The following is an 18198-nucleotide window of genomic DNA, read 5'->3' on the forward strand; positions in this document are numbered from 1 at the left end:
ACTCCTGATTAAGTTACCGTAGCGACGCCACTCAGACAACCCACGGGTGTACGGGCGCAATGCCGGGCTCGCGGGTCAGATGATGATGGATGTGTGAGGTAGGCGCTACGGTCGAATGGTAATTGGCTAAACCTTTGAATTATAACCTAAAGTTCCCTCGCCGGCAAGCCCCTGCCGGCACATCAGTGGCCTTGGCGCAGGGCTTCGGCCAGGCGCGGCACCAGCGCCGCATGGCGTTTATGCAGGAACAGGTAGAGCGGCACTTCTTCCAGCGGCGGCAGCAATTGCAGCAAGTCCGGGTCATGTTCCTGCATCGCCCTCACCTCCTGATTGCTGCGGCCCATTACGGCAATATCGCAGCCGCCGGCCTTCAGCATGCGCAGCAGGGAGGCGTCATTGTCCAGGCGCTGCCGCGGCAGGCCGGCAGTACGCTCCTCCGTAAAGTTATAGCCGCGCCGCACGCACACTGTATGGCCGCGCAACGACTTCCAGCCGAGCGACACATCGATCTTCTTATAGGAATAGGCGGTCGGCGCGTACAGGTAGACCGGTTCCGGCACCGCCACCAGTTGCGCATAGGCGCTGGCAGCCAGCATGGTGCGTCCAATGGCGCCATCCAGCTTGCCTTCATTTGCCAGCACCATGCCGCGCTCGGCCGGCATGGCGCGCATCTGCACGCGCACACCGGCGCGCCTGGCCGCTGCCTCGACGGTTCGCCATGCCTCAAGATGGGCCGGCGTATCCGGAATCACGAAGAGCTGCAAGTCCTGGCCCCGCAGTGGCGCCGAAACCAGCGCGCACAGCAAGGTGGCCAGGACTTTCATGCTACTCCCCTTCGCCGAGCAGCTTATGCAGGGTGCCGTCGGCCCGCATCTGCTTCAGGGCCGCTGTTACCTTCGGCACCAGGGCCGCATGGCTCTTGTGCAGGTAAATATACAGGGGCATGACTTCCATCGGCGGCAACAGCCGCTGCAACGGCGGCTCCGCCGCCATGGCAGCACGTGCCAGGGCGTTATTGCGCTCCATGACAGCAACATCGCAGCCGCCAGCGGCCAGCATGCGCAGCATGGTCGCTTCGTCGGCCAGCACCTGGCGCGTCAAGTCCTTGGTGCGCTGGTCAGTCTGGCGCAGGCCGCGCCGGATGCATACCGTGTGCGAGCGCAGGGACTCCCAGCCGCCCGTTACGTCGAAACGTTTGTACGCAAACGCCGTTGGCGCGTATTGGTAGATCGGTTCAGGTACCTGGACCAGGTTGGGATAGGTTTTTTCGAGGCCGGAGGAGCGGCCTACATCGCCGTCGGTGCTGCCTTCATTGGCCAGCACGGCCGAGCGTTCGGGCGACACTTCGCGCACCACCGCCGTGATGCCAGCCCGCTGGAAAGCGATTTCCGCCGCTTTCCACAGGTCGGCATGGGTGGTGCTGCGTTGCATGACGGAGAGCTGCAGCTCTTCGGCATGCAGCGGCATCGACAGGATGATTGGGCAAAACACCAAGGCAACCGGCAGTCTCATAACTCCCCCTTGCCTGTATTCTAGGAATATCTTGCCTCAATTGCAAGACTTAAGCCAATGCAGCAATACCAGCCTTGGCGATCTGTGCATCTTCGCTGGATTTCACGCCCGACACGCCAACGGCGCCGATGGTATGGCCGTCCACCACGATATTCACGCCGCCCTCCAGCGGGGCTTCCACCATCGGCACGCCGACGAAGGAAGTACGGCCGCCATTGATCATGTCTTCGTAAATCTTCGTTTCGCGGCGGCCCAGCGCCGACAGGCGTGCCTTGGCGGGGGCGATATGGGACGACAGCGGCGCCGCGCCATCCAGGCGCTGCAGCCACAACAGGTGGCCGCCATCATCGACAATGGCAATGGTGACCGCCCAGTTGTTCTTGATTGCTTCCGCTTCGGCGGCAGCGGCGATTTTCTTGATGTCGTCCAGGGACAGCACTGGCTTGGTGATCATTCTCTCGTTTCCTCGTTAAGCGATTTTTATTATGGGGCCGGGGTTTCGCGGCGCGCCTTCAGCTTCTGCTTCAGTTGCGCCATGACGGCCAGGGTTGCCCGCTCGCCCGCCTGCATGGCGCCCGAACGGTTGGTGAATTCGGCCGAACCCATCTTGCCCAGCGGCGGCTGGATCACGATGTCGGCATCGCGCAGTTCGAGCTGGTTGATGCGCTGGCCCATGATGGAGAAAGTCTGCATGATGACCTCCAGCGAAGAATTGGTGGCCTGCGCCTCGGCCTGGGTCGAGATGTTCACCGCGATGACGAACTCCGCCCCCATCTCTTTGGCAAAGCGTACCGGCACCGGCGCCACCAGGCCGCCGTCGACGTAGGTATGGTCGCCGATCTTCACCGGCTGGAACACGCCCGGCACGGCCGAACTGGCGCGCACCGCCATGCCGGTATTCCCGCGCTGGAACAGGATAGGCTGGCCGGTCTTCAGGTCCGATGCCACGGCGCCGAACGGCATTTTCAGCTTCTCGATGGTGACATTGTGCACCGCCTTGTTGACGAAGGCTTGCAGGGCCTCGCCTTTCAGCACGCCGGAAGACTTGCCGAACAGCGGCAGCGCCCAGTCGGAAATCGCCGATTCATCCAGGTCGACAGCCATCTTCTGCAGTGTCTTGGCATCGTTACCGGCCGCGTACAGCGCGCCGACCACGGAACCGGCGCTGGTGCCGACCACGATGTCCGGCACGATGCCCTGCGCCTCCAGCGCCTTGATCACGCCGATGTGGGCGAAGCCGCGCGCGGCACCGCCGCCCAGGGCAAGGCCGATCTTCACCTTGCGCTGGACCGGCGCCACCGGCGGCACCACGGCAGCCTGCGCCGGTGGCTCGACAGTAACCAGCGGCACGTCGGTCGATTTGATCGGCGGTGGCAGTTCGGTGGAGACGGTAGTAGGGGAAGTCTGGCACCCGGACAGCGCGGCGGCGGCCAGGATGGCAAAAGCGAAACGTTTCAAGTGCATGTAGTGGTTAATCTGCTCGTTTTTTTAGGCGAGCAGATTTTACCTAATAAATGGGGACGTACCCCATTTTTCTTCTTAGGCGGCCTGAGCAGGCTCGATGGTGGTCGAAGCCAGCGACTTCGGCAGGCTGACCGTAAAGGTACTGCCCTGCCCTGCCTCGGAGCTGATATTCAGCTTGCCGCTGTGGCGCAGCAGCACGTGCTTGACGATGGCCAGGCCCAGGCCGGTGCCCTGGGTTTCGCGCGAACGGCTCTTGTCGACGCGGTAGAAGCGCTCGGTCAGGCGGGAGATATGCTCGGGGCTGATGCCGATGCCGGTGTCCTGTACCTGGAATTGCACCCCGCTTGGCGTATCTTCCCAGCGCAGGCGGATCGCGCCGCCGGCAGGCGTATAACGCACCGCGTTCGAGGCCAGGTTGCCGAAGGCGCTATGCAATTCGTCCATATTGCCCATGACGTCGCCGCCGTGCACGTCCAGCGAGATCTCGTGCTTGCCGCCGGAAAGCGCGCGCGCTTCGTGCAGCACCTGCTCCAGGAGCGCAGGGATATTCACATGCTGCGGCCGCATCGGATGGTCGACCGACTCCAGGCGCGACAGGGTCAGCATGTCCTCGATCAAATGCTGCATGCGGTGGCTTTGCTCGGTCATCAGCTTCAGGTGGGCGGCACGGGTTTCCGCATCCAGCTCCATCGACGCGGCGATTTCCAGGAAGCCGGCGATCACCGTCAGCGGCGTGCGCAGTTCGTGCGAGGCGTTGGCGATAAAGTCGCGGCGCATCATTTCGGCGCGCTGGGTCTCGGTAATATCGTGCGTGACCAGGATCTGGCGGCGGTTTTCGAACGGAATGATGTGCGCCACCAGCTTGCGGCCGCGGAAATTCAGCGTCAGCGGCTGGTCGTAGCGGCCCAGGATCAGGTAATCCATGAAGTCCGGACTGCGTACCAGGTTGGTCACCCGCATGCCCTTGTCCCGTGATTGCTGCAGGCCCAGGTGCTCTTCGGCCGCCGGGTTGCACCATTCGAGAAACAGCACGTCGTCCATGATCACCACGCCGTCCGGCAGCAAGTGCATGGCCTGGCGGAAGCGCGCCAGCCACTCCGTCAACTCGGCCTGGTTCTTTTCGTCGTCGCGGCGCAGCCGGTACAGGCGGGAAAAAATATTGGTCCACTCGCCCCAGCCGTCCGGCAGGCGGCCCGATTCAGGCTTGTCCAGCCATTCACTGAGCTGGTAAAGATATTTGAGCTGGATGAAGACCGCTGCCAGTACGCCGGCAAAAGCCGTGACAATGCCGGCCGGCAGGCCGAACCACCACCACATCAAGCCTGCCCCGGCAAGCAAAAAGCCCAGCCTGATGGCGACCGGCACCCAGAACACTACTTTTGGATTCATGGCTTCTCTGTGAGCATATATCCCACGCTGCGCACCGTCTTGATCAGGTGCTCGGCATCTTTCAGCGCCTTGCGCAGGCGCAGTACATGGACATCCACCGTGCGCTCCTCGATCACCACATGGTCGCCCCATACCTTGTCCAGCAACTGGCTGCGCGAAAACACGCGCTCCGGGTGAGCCATGAAGAACTTGAGCAGCTTGTATTCGGCGTGGCCGATGTCGATCTTGTTATCGTTCATCGACACCGTGCAGCTTACCGGATCCAGCACCACCGGGCCAGCCTTGAGCTGGGTTTCGGCCAGTTCCGGGCTCTTGCGGCGCAGCAGCGCGCGGGCGCGGGCCAGCAGCTCGCGCGGCGAAAACGGCTTGGTGATGTAGTCGTCGGCGCCGCCGTTCAAGCCGGCCAGCTTGTCCTCTTCCATGCTCTTGGCTGTCAGCATGATCACCGGCACGGCGGCGAAGTGACGGTCGCCGCGGATGCGGGCCAGCAGGCGCAGGCCGCTCTGGTCCGGCAGCATCCAGTCCAGCAGCACCAGTTGCGGGGTGCGGGTTTGCATGACTTCCCATGCCTCCTGCGTGGATTGCGCCACCACGCAGTTCCAGCCCGCTTCGCGCAGCGAGAACCTCACCAGCTCAACGATCGCCGGTTCATCTTCAACAATCAGTACAGTCGTTTTGTCGGATGCCATTTATTTGTTTGCTTCTTGGGTCGCTCCGTGGGAATGGCGGATATCCCTGCCTTCCACCACGTAGATCACGTATTCGGCGATATTCTTGGCGTGGTCGCCGATGCGCTCAATGGCCTTGGCCACCCACATCGTGTCCAGCGCCGCCGAGATTGTACGCGGATCTTCCATCATGAAGGTAATCAGGTTGCGCATAATCGAGCGGTACTCATGGTCGATCACTGCATCTTGCGCGATCAGCTCGAGCGCCGCCTTTTCGTCGCCGCGCGCGAAGGCGTCCAGCGCGTCGTGCAGCAGGTCGCTGGTGGCGGTGGCAATGGTGCGCACCATTTCATAGTGGTTCAGGGTGACGGCGCCGCGTCCGTGCAGGGCCTTGGTAATGCGCGCGATCTTGGCAGCTTCGTCGCCGATGCGTTCCAGGTCGGTGATCACCTTCAGGGTCGCCATCACGGTACGCAAGTCGTTGGCGGTCGGCTGGCGCTTGACGATCAAGTGGCTGCACTGGTCATCCAGCTGCACTTCCAGCTGGTTGACGTTCGCGTCTTCGGCAATCACGCGCTCGGCGCGTTCCAGGTTGCCGATGCGGAAGCAAGTCATCGCATCCAGGAACATGGTCTCGACCATGCCGCCCATCAGCAGCACTTTGGAGCGGATGCCTTCGAGTTCGGTGTCGTAAGCTTTGGAGGAATGTTCGCCCATCATAATGTCTTCTCTCTCTTTTTCTGATTAGCCAAAGCGGCCGGTGATGTAGTCCTGGGTCTCTTTGCGCACAGGATTCATGAAAATCTGGTCGGTCTCGCCGAATTCCACCAGTTCGCCCAGATACATATAGGCGGTGTAATCGGAACAGCGCGCCGCCTGCTGCATATTGTGGGTCACGATGGCGATCGTGTAGTCTTCTTTCAGCTCGGAGATCAGCTCTTCGATCTTGGAGGTGGAAATCGGGTCCAGTGCGGAAGTCGGCTCGTCCAGCAGCAGGACGTCCGGCTTCACCGCCACGCCGCGTGCGATGCACAGGCGCTGCTGCTGGCCGCCGGACAGCGACAGGCCGCTCTTGGTCAGCTTGTCCTTCACCTCGCCCCACAGCGCGGCTTTTTTCAGCGCCCATTCGACGCGCTCGTCCATCTCGCCTTTCGACAGGTCTTCGTACAGGCGCACGCCGAAGGCGATATTGTCATAGATCGACATCGGGAACGGGGTCGGCTTCTGGAACACCATGCCCACTTTGGCGCGCAGCATGTTCACGTCCAGCCCCGCTTCCAGGATGTTGTGGCCGCGGTAGCGGATGGCGCCTTCGGCGCGCTGGCCCGGGTACAGGTCGTACATGCGGTTCAGGGTGCGCAGCAGGGTCGATTTGCCGCAGCCGGACGGGCCGATGAAGGCGGTCACCTTCTTCTCGTGGATGTCCAGGTTCACATTGTGCAGGCTGCGCGTCTTGCCGTAGTAGAAGTTCAGGCCGGAGATTTCAATGATTTTGCTAGCTTGGGTCATGATCTGTACTCGTTATTTTGGTGCTTTTTGCGCAAACACGGTGCGCGACAGGATGTTCAGTGCCAGGACGCTGAAGGTCACGATCAAGGCGCCGCCCCAGGCCAGGTCACGCCAGTTGTCGAAGGCGCTCATCGCATAATTGTTCATAATCACCGGCAGATTCGCGATCGCCTGGTTCATGTCGGAACTAAAGAACTGACTGTTGAAGGCAGTGAAGAGCAGCGGTGCAGTTTCGCCTGCGATGCGCGCAACCGCCAAAAGCACACCAGTCATCACACCAGCCTTCACTGCACGCAGTCGCACCAGCATCGCTACTTTCCAGCGCGGCGCGCCCAGGGCATATGCAGCCTCCAGCAAGGAGTTGGGCACCAGCTTGAGCATATTGTCGGTGGTTCGCACCACTACCGGGATCGCGATCAGCGCCAATGCGAGCGAACCGGCATAGCCGGAAAAGTGCTTCACCTTATCTACGTAGATCGCCCAGATAAACATACCAATCACGATCGATGGCGCCGACAACATTACGTCAGTCACAAAGCGAGTCACCTGCGCCATTTTGCTTTCTTCGCCATATTCGGCCAGGTAGGTGCCAGCCAGAATGCCAATCGGGGTAGCGACCAACGTCGATACACCGACCATCATCAGACTGCCGACGATCGCATTGCGCAGACCGCCGCCGACCGCATCTGGGATTGGAGTGTCTGCCACGAATATGTCCAGGTTAATCGCCGAAAAACCTTTGGACAGGAGCGTAGCCAGGATCCACAGTAAGGCGATCAGACCGACCGACATTGCACTGACTGACAACAGCATGCCGACACGATGCCAGAACAGGCGTTTGCGGTACACGGGATTCTTTGCTGCGTTCATTATTTCACGCCCTCCTTGCGGGACATACTCAACAACATCAACTTGGCGGCGGACAGCACAATAAATGTAATGACGAACAGGATGAAGGCCAGCGCATACAGGGAAGAAATGTGCAGCCTGCTTGTGGCTTCAGCAAATTCATTGGCCAGCGTCGAGGTGATGCTGGCACCGGCCGCAAACAGTGACGGCTTCAGGGAGTTAGCGTTACCGATGACGAACGTCACCGCCATGGTTTCCCCGAGGGCACGTCCGAGGCCAAGCATGACACCACCCACCACGCCGGTTTTGGAGTAAGGCAGGACCACCTTACGCACAACTTCCCAGCGCGTGCAGCCTAACCCATATGCGGATTCCTTGAGCACAGCCGGGACGATTTCGAACACGTCACGCATTACCGAAGAGATGAAAGGAATGATCATGACGGCCAAAATAATCGACGCGGTAAGGATGCCAATGCCCATGGTTGGACCTTTGAACAGTACGCCAATCCAGGGCAGCGACCCGAGAGTCGCTTTCAAAAACGGCTGGACATAATCGCCAAACAGTGGCGCAAACACAAACAGGCCCCACATGCCATAAATAATGGACGGGATGCCGGCCAGAAGCTCAATCGCCGTCCCCAGAGGGCGGCGCAGCCAAACCGGACACACTTCAGTAAGAAACAGAGCAATGCCGAAGCTGACTGGAAACGCAATCAACAGAGCCAATGCTGACGTGACCAAGGTGCCGTAAATGGCGATAGCAGCGCCGAAGTTGTCGTTGACCGGATCCCATTCGACGGTGGTAAAGAATGCTGGCCCAAAGTGTTCGAAGGCTGGCCAGGCACCAATCGCAAGGTAAACGATGATGCCCGCCAGGACCAGCAGCACGGTCAGAGCGAACAGCATTGTGATTTTGTGGAAGAACCAGTCCTGAATGCGCTGCTTGCGCACGGCGGACTGCATGGCAGCTACGGAGGCACTCATGGTGGCGGGTTCCGATAACTGGAGGGGAGATGGTGAGGTGATTTCTGCACTCATGATTTATATTTTGGTTAGCTAACCGGGGTGGCCTTTCTTCAAGCCACCCCGCTTAACCTCCTCTTTCAAACCGGTACTTCAGTGTCTGACCCACAGGGTCAGACACTTGACCTGCGGCTGCTGCGGGCTAGTGTCAGACCCTGCGGGTCTGACACTGGTTTACCGGTTTCAGAAGATCAGTTCAGCGGCTTGCCCGAAGCATCTTTCAGATTAGCTTTCCACGAAGCCTGCACCAGTTTCACCACCGAGTCCGGCAGCGGCACGTAGTCCAGTTCGGTAGCAGCAGCGTCGCCATTCTTGAACGCCCAGTCAAAGAACTTGATCACTTCCTTGCCCTTGTTCGCATCAGCCTGCTGCTTGTGCATCAGGATGTAGGACACGCCGGTGATTGGCCAGGAAGTCTTGCCAGCCTGGTCGGTCAGCACCACGCCGAAGCCTGGGGTCTTGGTCCATTCCGCATTGGCAGCAGCAGCCTTGAAGTTGTCGTCGTCAGGCTGCAGGAAGGAACCGTCCTTGTTCTTCAGCTGGGTGTGAGCGATCTTGTTCTTCTTGGCGTAAGCCCATTCCACGTAGCCGATCGCGCCCTTGATACGCTGTACGTTGGCGGCAACACCGTCGTTGCCCTTGCCGCCCACGCCGGTTACCCATTTAACTGCGGTGCCGGCACCGATCTTGGTCTTGAACTCAGGGTTCACTTTCGACAGGTAGTCAGTGAACAGGAAGGAAGTGCCGGAGCCGTCAGCGCGGTGCACCACGGTGATTTCAGCAGCTGGCAGCTTCACGCCAGGGTTCAGGGCGGCGATGGCCGGATTGTTCCATTCGGTGATCTTGCCCAGGTAGATGTCAGCCACAACCGGGCCGGTCAGTTTCAGTTGGCCAGGAGCGATACCGTCCAGGTTCACCACGGTCACCACGCCACCCATGATGGCTGGGAACTGCATCAGGCCGTCAGCATCCAGCTCTTCCGCTTTCAGGGGCATGTCGGACGCGCCGAAATCGACAGTCTTGGCTTTGATCTGCTTGATACCTGCGCCAGAGCCCACGGACTGGTAGTTCAGGCCGTTGCCGGTGGATGCTTTGTAGGCTTCAGCCCACTTGGCGTAGATCGGGTAAGGGAAAGTTGCGCCTGCGCCGGTCATGTCCGCTGCGAAGGCGGTCGAGAACGCCATTGCCGCCGAAGCGCCAACAACGAAGGAGGTCAACAACTGTTTCATGCGCATATCAAAGGTCCTTTTCAGGGGTTGGGTTGAATGCTGCGCAGTGTATGACGTCAATATGACAGCTTTATGACACGTCAAAATTAAGTGTAGGACAAGGTCACAAACTTGTCATATTTCTCAAATATACTAATAGTTATGAAAACAGCATTCCTAGATCGGGAGCTGTCACAGTTGGCGTTCAACCGCCGCGTGATGGCCCAGGCAGAAGACGCCACCATCCCTGTGCTTGAACGATTGCGCTACCTGTGCATCGTCAGCAGCAACCTGGATGAGTTCTTTGAAGTCAGGGTCGCCAGCCTGCTGGCCGCCGCCAGTGTCGATGGCGACCTGGCCACCCACCCTGCCCTGGCGGCCACGCTGGAACGGGTCAGCAACGAGTGCCATGAACTGGTCAAGCGCCAGTACGAAATATTCAACACGGCAGTGTTGCCGGAAATGAAAGCCCAGGGCATCCACATCGTGCGCCACAGCCAGCGCAACGAAGCCCAAAGGGCCTGGGTCAAGGATTACTTTGACCGCGAAGTACGCCCCCTGCTGACGCCGATCGGCCTCGATCCGGCCCACCCCTTCCCACAAGTAGTTAACAAGAGCCTCAATTTCATCGTCGCGCTGAGCGGCAAGGATGCCTTCGGACGCGGCACCGCCATCGCGATTGTGAAGGCGCCGCGCGTGCTGCCGCGCGTGATCCGTCTGCCCGACCACCTGTCCAAAGAAGGCGGCGTGTCGTTCTGCCTGCTGTCTTCCGTCATCCACGCCCATATTTCGGAGATGTTCGCCGGGCGCGACGTGATGGCCTATTCCCAGTTCCGGGTCACGCGCGACTCCGACCTGTGGGTCGATGAAGATGAAGTAAAGAACCTGCGCCAGGCGCTGAAGGGCGAGTTGCAGGGCCGCGCCTATGGCCGCTCGGTGCGGATCGAGGTGGCCAAGAACTGCCCGCCCGAGCTGTCGCAATTCCTGCTCGACCAGTTCAGCCTGGACCAGAGCCGCCTGTACCGCGTCGATGGCCCGGTGAACATGGTGCGCCTGAACGAAATCGTGGAGCAGGCGCGCCGTCCCGAACTGCGCTTCCCGCCCTTCATCGCCGGCGTGCAGGCCAAGACCGTCAACAACGACATTTTCGCCACCATCCGCAAGCACGACATCCTGCTGCACCATCCCTACCAGAGCTTCCAGACGGTGATCGACTTCATCCGCAGTGCGGCACTGGACCCGGCCGTGGTGGCGATCAAGCAGACTGTCTACCGCACCGGCATGAACTCGGACCTGATGGAAGCGCTGATTGCAGCGGCCCGCAGCGGCAAGGAAGTCACGGTGGTAGTGGAGTTGATGGCGCGCTTCGACGAAGAAGCCAATATCAACTGGGCCGACAAGCTGGAACAGGCCGGCGCGCAAGTGGTATACGGCGTGGTGGGCCTGAAGACCCATGCCAAGATCGCCCTGGTGATTCGCCGCGATGAAGGCGGCCTCGGCTTCTACGCTCACCTCGGCACCGGCAACTACCACCCGACCACGACCAAGTTCTACACCGACTTCGGCATCCTGACCTGCGAGCCGCAACTGGGCCGCGACGTCAATGAAGTGTTCATGCACCTGACCAGCCTGACCAAGCCGCAGCGCATGAACCATATCTGGCTGGCGCCTTTTGCGTTGCAGGACCAGATCATCAAAGCGATCCGGAATGAGGCAAAAATCGCGAAATCCGGGCGTCCGGGCCGGATTATCGCTAAAATCAATGCATTAACCGATGAACCGGTGATCCGGGCGCTGTATGCCGCTTCGAAAGACGGGGTCAAGATCGACCTGGTCGTGCGCGGCGCCTGCACCCTGATGCCGGGCGTGCCGGGACTGTCCGAGAACATCCGGGTGCGCTCCATCATCGGCCGCTTCCTTGAACATAGCCGCATCTATTACTTCCGCAACGACCTGGCCCACGACGTCATGCTGGCCAGCGCGGACTGGATGAACCGCAACCTGCTGCGCCGCATTGAAGTGGCGTTCCCGGTCCTTGACCGGAGCCTGAAACGGCGCGTGATTGCGGAAGGTTTGACGCCTTACCTGAAGGACAACTCCAACGCGTGGGAGCTGGATTCGCACGGCCAGTATCACCGCCGCAAGCCGCGCGCCAAGCAGAAGGCCTTCAGCGCCCAGCAGCATTTGATGGGCTTACTCGGTACGCCGGCCGATGCGCCGTCGGATTGAAGCCTGCAAACGGGAGCAAGCATGGACCTGATCTTGTGGCGCCACGCCGAAGCCGAACCAGCCCAGCCCGGCCTGGACGACCTGGAACGCACACTCACGCCGAAGGGACACAAGCAGGCGCGCCGCATGGGCCAATGGCTGGATTCGGTACTGCCGGAAAATTGCCGCATCCTGGTCAGTCCGGCCACACGCACGGTGCAGACCGTGGCGGGGCTTGGCCGCAAATACAAGATCCATCCCGACCTGGCGCCTGGCGCCGATGCCAGCGATATCCTGAAAGCGGCCAACTGGCCATCGTCCAAAGAAGCGGTGCTGGTGGTCGGCCACCAACCGACCCTGGGCCAGGCCGCAGCCTTGCTGATGACGGCAGAAGACAGCGATTGGGAGATGAAAAAAGGCGCCGCCTGGTGGTTTGTGCAGCGTGAAGCGGACGATCCATCCAGCTTCTATCTCAAAGCGGTGATGCAGCCTGACCTCGTTACGAAATAGATCTTTCGGCTGGGCTTGTAATTGCCACTTTGGATGCTAGAGTTTAATTGTATCAACTCTAGGGAGCAGCCCCCGGAAACGTCGGCTGGTTTGTTATGTGGGTATTGTTCACCATGGGCATCTTCGGCGCCATGATCGCGTTAATCGCGTTCGAAATTGTCGCTGAATATCGCGGCGGACATCATAGGTTGGTCGACCGCTACCACGAGTAGCATTGCGCTTCTGCAGAAGCGAGGCTCCGCAGCAGATCCTCAGGGATTCTGGTGTCGGGGCCTTCAGTCTTTTTGGGTCAGGCGAACAGGTCGAAGAGCGAGGAAGTGCCGCCCAGTTGCTCGTCCTGCGTGTAAAGACGCACCAGTGCCTGCGCCTGCACGGTCAGCATTTGCGCCATGGAGGATTTGCGGCTTTGCAGGGTATCGACTTCACGGTCGGCCTGCGCCAGCGCGCGCGACACGACGCTGCGCTCGCCGCCCAGGCTTTCAAGGCGCGAACCGAGGGCGTCGGCCAAGCCCCTGCCCTCGTTGGTGAAGACCTTGGTCACCGCATCGGGATTGGCGTCGATCGCCGCGTTCAGAATGCCACTATCCAGTTTCAGGCGGCCATTCGTATCGATCGACAAGCCCACATTGGCAAGCGCTTCGGTGCTGCCACCCGCCGAACGCACGAGCTGGTCCAACTGGGTACGCACCTGGCCCAGTGCCGGATTGCCGCGTAGCGCGCCTTTGCCAAGGTTATCCAGGCGCTCCTGCAGGGCGTTGAAGCCTTTCACGAAAGCTTCCACATTCTTGGCGATCTGGCTGTTGTCGCGCGCGACGGTGACTGTGGCAGCGCCTTCGTCGGCCAGGTTGAGGGTGACGCCCTCGATGGCCGACTCCACATTGTTGTCGGCGCTCTGGATGGTCTTGCCGTCGACAGTCAGGATGGCATCCTGCGCCGCCTGGGTTTGGGTCGCCTGGCTGAACAGGCTGCGGATCGTGGTGTCGCCGGCTACGGTGATGTTGAGTTTGTTTGCCTCGCCGCTGGCACTGCGCAGCTGCAGCGCCGTGCCGGTGCTCGAGCGCACCAGGCTGGCATCGTAACCCGCATCCTTGAGTGCATCGGCGATGCCCTGCAGCGTGTTGTTGCGGCTATCGATGGTGACGGTTTTGCTGCTGTCGCCGGTACCAATCCGTATCACGGTCGGCGAGCCGGTACCAAGCCGCGTATCGGCGCTCTGCGCTTCGGGACTGAGGAGAATTTGCTGCTGGGCCAGTTGGCTGACCTTGACTTCATGCGAGCCGATCGCTGCCGATGCATTGGTGGTCACACCCAGTACGCCGCTGGCCGAACTGCTGCCCCGGGTGCTGAAGCCAGTGCCTGCCAGGCTCTCTGCAATGTCCTGGAAGACCGAAAGTGCCGATTGCAATTGCCCCAGGCCCGAGAATCGCGCCTGGGTCAGGCTGATGCTTGCGTTAAGCTTGGCGGCAGCGCTGCGCTGCGGCGCCAATGTCTGTTCGACGCGGGCCAGCACGGCTTCCGACGGCGTGCCCACGACGCTGGCATTCCCCAAGCCCAGCGAGGTCCCGTACATCGTGCTTAGCAAGCTGCTCACATAGTCCATATGACCAGTTTAGCGCATGAACTTGGTTATTGCTCCGGCTGCTTCGTTATCGAGTGGCGCGAAGGTAAAACCGATCTTGAACTCGTCACCGCTGAAAATGCAATTGTTGACCTTGCCACGCGTGTTGACGATTTGCGGCTTGCCATCGACAAGCATCTCGAACACGACCTGGCCGTTAGCCCCGACCTGCACCTTATGTTCGGAGGTCAGGGAAATGCCCGCCAGGCCGAGGTCGAAAGTACGCGCTGCCATCGGGCCGCCGCCATCCATCACAATCATTGCCCGTACCCGCAGGATCTTGCGCGCGCCTTGTCTTGAATCTAATAACAATTTCTTATCCGGTTTCTGGTTGGAATCGAGCCTGTTATTGTAGCCAATATTTCGTAAAAATCTATATTACTGGAGCTCGCGCAAGCGGTTAAAGGCATCGTCGATGCGCTCGACCGCGATGATGGTCATGCCTTCGATCGGCTGCTTGGGCGCATTGGCCTTCGGGATCATGGCGATCGAGAAACCAAGCTTGGCCGCCTCGCGCAGGCGTTCCTGGCCGCGCGGCGCCGGGCGGATTTCGCCGGCCAGGCCTACTTCGCCAAAGACCACGAAGCCGTTCGGCAGCGCCTTGTTGCGCATCGAGGAGTTAATCGCCATCAGCACGGCCAGGTCGGCTGCCGGTTCGGTAATCTTCACGCCGCCCACGGCGTTGATGAAAACATCCTGGTCGAAAGCCGCGATGCCGGCGTGGCGGTGCAGCACTGCCAGCAGCATGGCCAGGCGGTTCTGCTCCAGGCCGACAGACAGGCGGCGCGCGTTGGGCAAGTGGCTGGTGTCGACCAGTGCCTGCACTTCCACTAGCAGCGGCCGCGTGCCCTCTTGTGTGACCATGACGCAGGAACCGGGTACCTGGTTCTCATGCGAAGACAGGAACAGCGCCGACGGGTTCGAGACCCCCTTCAAGCCCTTTTCCGTCATCGCGAACACGCCCAGCTCATTGACCGCGCCAAAACGATTCTTGATGGCGCGCACCAGGCGGAAGCTGGAGTGGTTGTCGCCCTCGAAGTACAGCACGCAGTCAACAATGTGCTCCAGCACGCGCGGTCCGGCCAGCGAGCCTTCCTTGGTAACATGGCCGACCAGGATGATGGTGGTGCCGCTCATCTTCGCCATGCGGGTCAGTTGGGCCGCGCATTCGCGCACCTGCGCCACCGAGCCGGGCGCCGAAGCCAGCGCATCGGAATACAGGGTCTGGATCGAGTCGATCACTGCCACCTGCGGCTTCAGGTCGGCCAGCGTGCCGAGAATTTTCTCCAGCTGGATTTCAGCCTGCAGCTTGAGGTCTTTGGCATCCACCGCCAGCCGCTTGGCGCGCAGCGCGATCTGGGCGCCGGATTCTTCGCCACTGACGTACAGCACGCTCTTGACCTTGGACATATTGGCCAGCGCCTGCAGCAGCAGGGTCGACTTGCCGATACCGGGGTCGCCGCCGATCAGTACCACGCCGCCCGCCACCAGGCCGCCGCCCAGCACGCGATCGAATTCTTCAATGCCGGTGCCAAAACGCGGCACGTCCAGCGCTTCGATATCCTGCAGCGACAAGACCGGCGCGGTCTGCGCCAGCGACTGGTGCTGGGCCTGCGAGAAGCGGTTGGCGCCAGCGGCTTCGATCACCGTCTCCACCATGGTGTTCCACTGCTGGCAGGACGAGCACTGGCCGGTCCATTTGCTGCTGATGCCACCGCATTCGCTGCAGGTGTAATTGGTCTTTGCCTTGGCCATCTGCTTACGCCTCGACCACGTGCACGCGTGGCGCCAGGGCGCACATCAATTCATAGCCGATGGTGCCGGCGGCCGTTGCCACCTCATCGATCGGCATGTCCTCGCCCCACAGCACCACCTTGCTGCCGACACGGGCGTTCGGCACACCGGTCAGGTCGACGGTCAGCATGTCCATCGACACGCGGCCGACCAGGCGGGTGCGCACGCCATCGACCAGGACCGGCGTATCGACCGGCGCGTGGCGCGGGTAGCCATCGGCATAACCGCAGGCCACCACGCCGATGCGCATGGTTTGCTCGGCCTTGAAGCGGCTGCCGTAGCCGACATAGTCGCCAGGCCCGATTTCCTGCACGCCGATCAATTCGCTGGCCAGGGTCATGGTCGGCTTCAGGCCGAATTCCTCGGCAGTCTTGCCGCCGGGGCTGCCGCCATACAGCATGATGCCGGGGCGAATCCAGTCCGTCGCCAGGCCGGCGCCCAATTCCGGCATATGCAGGATGCCGGCCGAGTTGCACAAGCTGCGCGGGCCAGGCAGTCCGGCCGTGCCCTCGTTAAAGCGGCGCACCTGCTCCGCCAGCGGCATGCAGGGGTGGTGCAGTTCGTCGGCGTTGGCGAAGTGGGTCATCAGGGTAATGGTGCCAACGTGCGGGATGGCGCGCAGGCGGGCATGGACGGCGGCGTATTCTGCCGGCTTGAAGCCGAGGCGGTTCATGCCGGTATTCATTTTCAGATGCACATTGATTGAGCGTGCCAGCGCGGTGCGCTCCAGCATTTCCAACTGCTCGATGCAGTGAAGCGCGCCTTCAATACTATGTTCCGCCATCGACAGCAAGTCGGCAGAGTCGAACCATCCCTCTAAAAGCAGGATCGGCTTGCTCCAGCCAAGTTCGCGCAGGCGCACCGCGTTATCCGGCTCGATCAACGCCAGGCCATCTGCTGCGGCGAAACCGCGCATGCCGCGCTCCAATCCGTGCCCGTAGGCATTGGCTTTGACGACACCCCAGGCTTTGGCACCCGGCGCGCAAGCTTTGGCACGCGCCAGGTTATGTTGCATTGCAGCGAGATGGATGTGCGCGACGATTGGCCTAGGCATGTCAAAAACCAGCAGAATAAGAAAGCAGCATTCTACCTTTTGCGCCTGCCGGACGCTGGTCCAATTCTTGGGAAACCTTACTTTCCATGGTATAAAGCATCCCGAGATAATTATCTGGCGTCCTGAATGAATCGTGGTTTCTATACCATCATGGCCGCGCAGTTCTTTTCGTCACTGGCAGACAATGCGCTGCTGATCGTGGCAATCGACCTGCTGCTGACCATGCAAGCTCCGGCATGGGTGACCCCATTGTTGAAGCTGACTTTTGTGCTGTTTTACGTGCTGTTGGCAGCATTTGTGGGCGCTTTCGCTGATGCCCTGCCGAAAGGTCGGGTCATGTTCATTTCCAACCTGATCAAGATCTTCGGCTGCGCACTGATCTTCTACCATGTGCACCCGCTGGCCGCCTATGCCGTGGTCGGTTTTGGCGCGGCTGTATATTCTCCGGCCAAATACGGCATCCTGACCGAACTGCTGCCGCCGGAAAAACTGGTGGTGGCCAATGGCTGGATCGAGGGCCTGACCGTCAGCTCCATCATCTTCGGCATTGCCATGGGCGGCGCCCTGATTGGCGGGCCGGTCGCTGCTGCGCTGCTGCACTTCGATATGCCGGGCATCGAAACCGGCCTGGATACGACGGCTGAAATTGCACTGGCGGTGGTTGGCGTAACTTACCTGCTGGCGGCCCTGTTCAACCTGCGCATTCCGGACACCGGCTATGTTTACGAGCACCAGGAGCGCAACCCGCTGCGCCTGATCACCGAATTCGCCGGTTGCTGCAGCATCTTGTGGCGCGACAAGCTGGGCCAGATTTCCCTGGCCGTGACCACCCTGTTCTGGGGTGCCGGCGCAACCCTGCAATTCATCGTGCTGGAATGGGCCAAGCAATCGCTGGGCATGCCACTCAACAAGGCAACCAGCACCATCGCTATCGTAGCGGTAGGCGTGGCAATTGGCGCCGGCATGTCGGCGCGCTTCATCACGCTGCGCAAATCGCTGTCGGTGGTGCCACTGGGCGTTGCCATGGGCATCATCGTGATGGGCATGATCTTCGTGCACGACGTGCGCCTGGCCTATCCCCTGCTGCTGCTGGTGGGTTTCCTGTCGGGTTTCTTCGTTGTGCCAATGAATGCGCTGCTGCAGCATCGCGGCCACGTGCTGATGAGCGCTGGCCACTCCATCGCAGTACAGAACTTCAACGAGAACCTGTCGATCCTGACAATGCTTGCGGTGTATTCCCTGATGGTGAAACTGCACCTGAGCCTGAATACCATCATCGTCTTGTTTGGCCTGTTCGTCGCCGGCTCCATGCTTGGCATCATGCGACTGCATGCGGCCAACCAGCGCCAGCATGACTCGCTCAGCCTGATCGGGGAGCATAAGCACTAAG

At 60.7% G+C, this 18198-nt stretch carries 18 protein-coding genes; 3 read left to right on the forward strand and 15 right to left on the reverse strand.

The annotated features are described in order from the left end of the window. Window positions 1–182: 182 nt before the first annotated feature. From ASD58_RS20915 to pstS, 11 genes are all read right to left on the reverse strand, one after another. Window positions 183–824, reverse strand: coding sequence for an ABC transporter substrate-binding protein (locus ASD58_RS20915; protein ID WP_057263158.1), 642 nt, complete (start codon window positions 822–824; stop codon window positions 183–185). Between the two features lies 1 nt (window position 825). Next, a complete protein-coding gene (locus tag ASD58_RS20920) occupies window positions 826–1512 on the reverse strand; it encodes an ABC transporter substrate-binding protein (protein WP_057263159.1) in 687 nt (228 codons plus the stop codon). A gap of 49 nt (window positions 1513–1561) precedes the next feature. After that, window positions 1562–1966 (reverse strand): heme-binding protein, encoded by a 405-nt coding sequence (locus ASD58_RS20925; RefSeq protein WP_057263160.1) that lies wholly within the window; start codon window positions 1964–1966, stop codon window positions 1562–1564. Between the two features lie 29 nt (window positions 1967–1995). Next, entirely contained in the window at window positions 1996–2976 is a 981-nt protein-coding gene (locus ASD58_RS20930; protein WP_057263161.1) for a patatin-like phospholipase family protein, read from the reverse strand. 75 nt (window positions 2977–3051) lie between these two features. Further along, entirely contained in the window at window positions 3052–4365 is a 1314-nt protein-coding gene (gene phoR, locus ASD58_RS20935) for a phosphate regulon sensor histidine kinase PhoR (protein ID WP_057263162.1), read from the reverse strand. After that, a complete protein-coding gene (phoB, locus tag ASD58_RS20940) occupies window positions 4362–5054 on the reverse strand; it encodes a phosphate regulon transcriptional regulator PhoB (protein ID WP_057263163.1) in 693 nt (230 codons plus the stop codon). Before phoB ends, phoR begins: the two co-directional genes overlap by 4 nt. Then, a complete protein-coding gene (gene phoU, locus ASD58_RS20945; RefSeq protein ID WP_057263164.1) occupies window positions 5055–5753 on the reverse strand; it encodes a phosphate signaling complex protein PhoU in 699 nt (232 codons plus the stop codon). 24 nt (window positions 5754–5777) lie between these two features. Further along, complete coding sequence (gene pstB, locus ASD58_RS20950) at window positions 5778–6542, reverse strand: phosphate ABC transporter ATP-binding protein PstB (RefSeq protein WP_057263165.1); 765 nt, start codon at window positions 6540–6542, stop codon at window positions 5778–5780. Between the two features lie 12 nt (window positions 6543–6554). After that, on the reverse strand, window positions 6555–7412 hold the full coding sequence (gene pstA / locus ASD58_RS20955) for a phosphate ABC transporter permease PstA (protein ID WP_057263166.1): 858 nt from the start codon (window positions 7410–7412) through the stop codon (window positions 6555–6557). After that, on the reverse strand, window positions 7412–8431 hold the full coding sequence (pstC, locus tag ASD58_RS20960) for a phosphate ABC transporter permease subunit PstC (RefSeq protein WP_057263167.1): 1020 nt from the start codon (window positions 8429–8431) through the stop codon (window positions 7412–7414). The genes pstA and pstC overlap by 1 nt, the downstream gene beginning before the upstream one ends. 176 nt (window positions 8432–8607) lie before the next feature. Further along, complete coding sequence (pstS, locus tag ASD58_RS20965) at window positions 8608–9651, reverse strand: phosphate ABC transporter substrate-binding protein PstS (protein WP_057263168.1); 1044 nt, start codon at window positions 9649–9651, stop codon at window positions 8608–8610. Between the two features lie 135 nt (window positions 9652–9786). Between pstS and ppk1 the strand changes: the two genes are divergently transcribed. Both ppk1 and ASD58_RS20975 read left to right on the forward strand, forming a co-directional pair. After that, window positions 9787–11853: a polyphosphate kinase 1 gene (ppk1, locus tag ASD58_RS20970; RefSeq protein WP_057263169.1), complete on the forward strand. Its 2067-nt coding sequence runs from the start codon at window positions 9787–9789 to the stop codon at window positions 11851–11853. Window positions 11854–11874: 21 nt separating this feature from the next. Beyond that, window positions 11875–12342, forward strand: a complete 468-nt coding sequence (locus tag ASD58_RS20975; protein WP_057263170.1) for a histidine phosphatase family protein — start codon at window positions 11875–11877, stop codon at window positions 12340–12342. 289 nt (window positions 12343–12631) lie between these two features. Here ASD58_RS20975 and fliD read toward each other — a convergent pair whose 3' ends face one another. The 4 genes from fliD to alr all read right to left on the reverse strand — a co-directional run bounded on the left by fliD (window position 12632) and on the right by alr (window position 16808). Continuing rightward, entirely contained in the window at window positions 12632–13924 is a 1293-nt protein-coding gene (gene fliD, locus ASD58_RS20980; protein WP_162253044.1) for a flagellar filament capping protein FliD, read from the reverse strand. 27 nt (window positions 13925–13951) lie between these two features. After that, on the reverse strand, window positions 13952–14272 hold the full coding sequence (locus ASD58_RS20985) for a PilZ domain-containing protein (protein WP_229210053.1): 321 nt from the start codon (window positions 14270–14272) through the stop codon (window positions 13952–13954). Window positions 14273–14338: 66 nt separating this feature from the next. Beyond that, on the reverse strand, window positions 14339–15715 hold the full coding sequence (radA, locus tag ASD58_RS20990) for a DNA repair protein RadA (protein ID WP_057263172.1): 1377 nt from the start codon (window positions 15713–15715) through the stop codon (window positions 14339–14341). 4 nt (window positions 15716–15719) lie between these two features. Continuing rightward, window positions 15720–16808 carry an alanine racemase gene (gene alr, locus ASD58_RS20995; RefSeq protein ID WP_057263173.1) on the reverse strand — a complete coding sequence of 363 codons (1089 nt, stop codon included), beginning with the start codon at window positions 16806–16808 and terminating at the stop codon, window positions 15720–15722. 126 nt (window positions 16809–16934) lie between these two features. On the opposite strand from alr, the gene lplT reads away from it, so the two are divergent. Beyond that, window positions 16935–18197 carry a lysophospholipid transporter LplT gene (lplT, locus tag ASD58_RS21000; RefSeq protein WP_057263174.1) on the forward strand — a complete coding sequence of 421 codons (1263 nt, stop codon included), beginning with the start codon at window positions 16935–16937 and terminating at the stop codon, window positions 18195–18197. The last annotated feature ends 1 nt before the right edge of the window (window position 18198 follow it).

This window comes from Duganella sp. Root1480D1 (assembly GCF_001427305.1).
GTDB lineage: Bacteria > Pseudomonadota > Gammaproteobacteria > Burkholderiales > Burkholderiaceae_D > Rugamonas.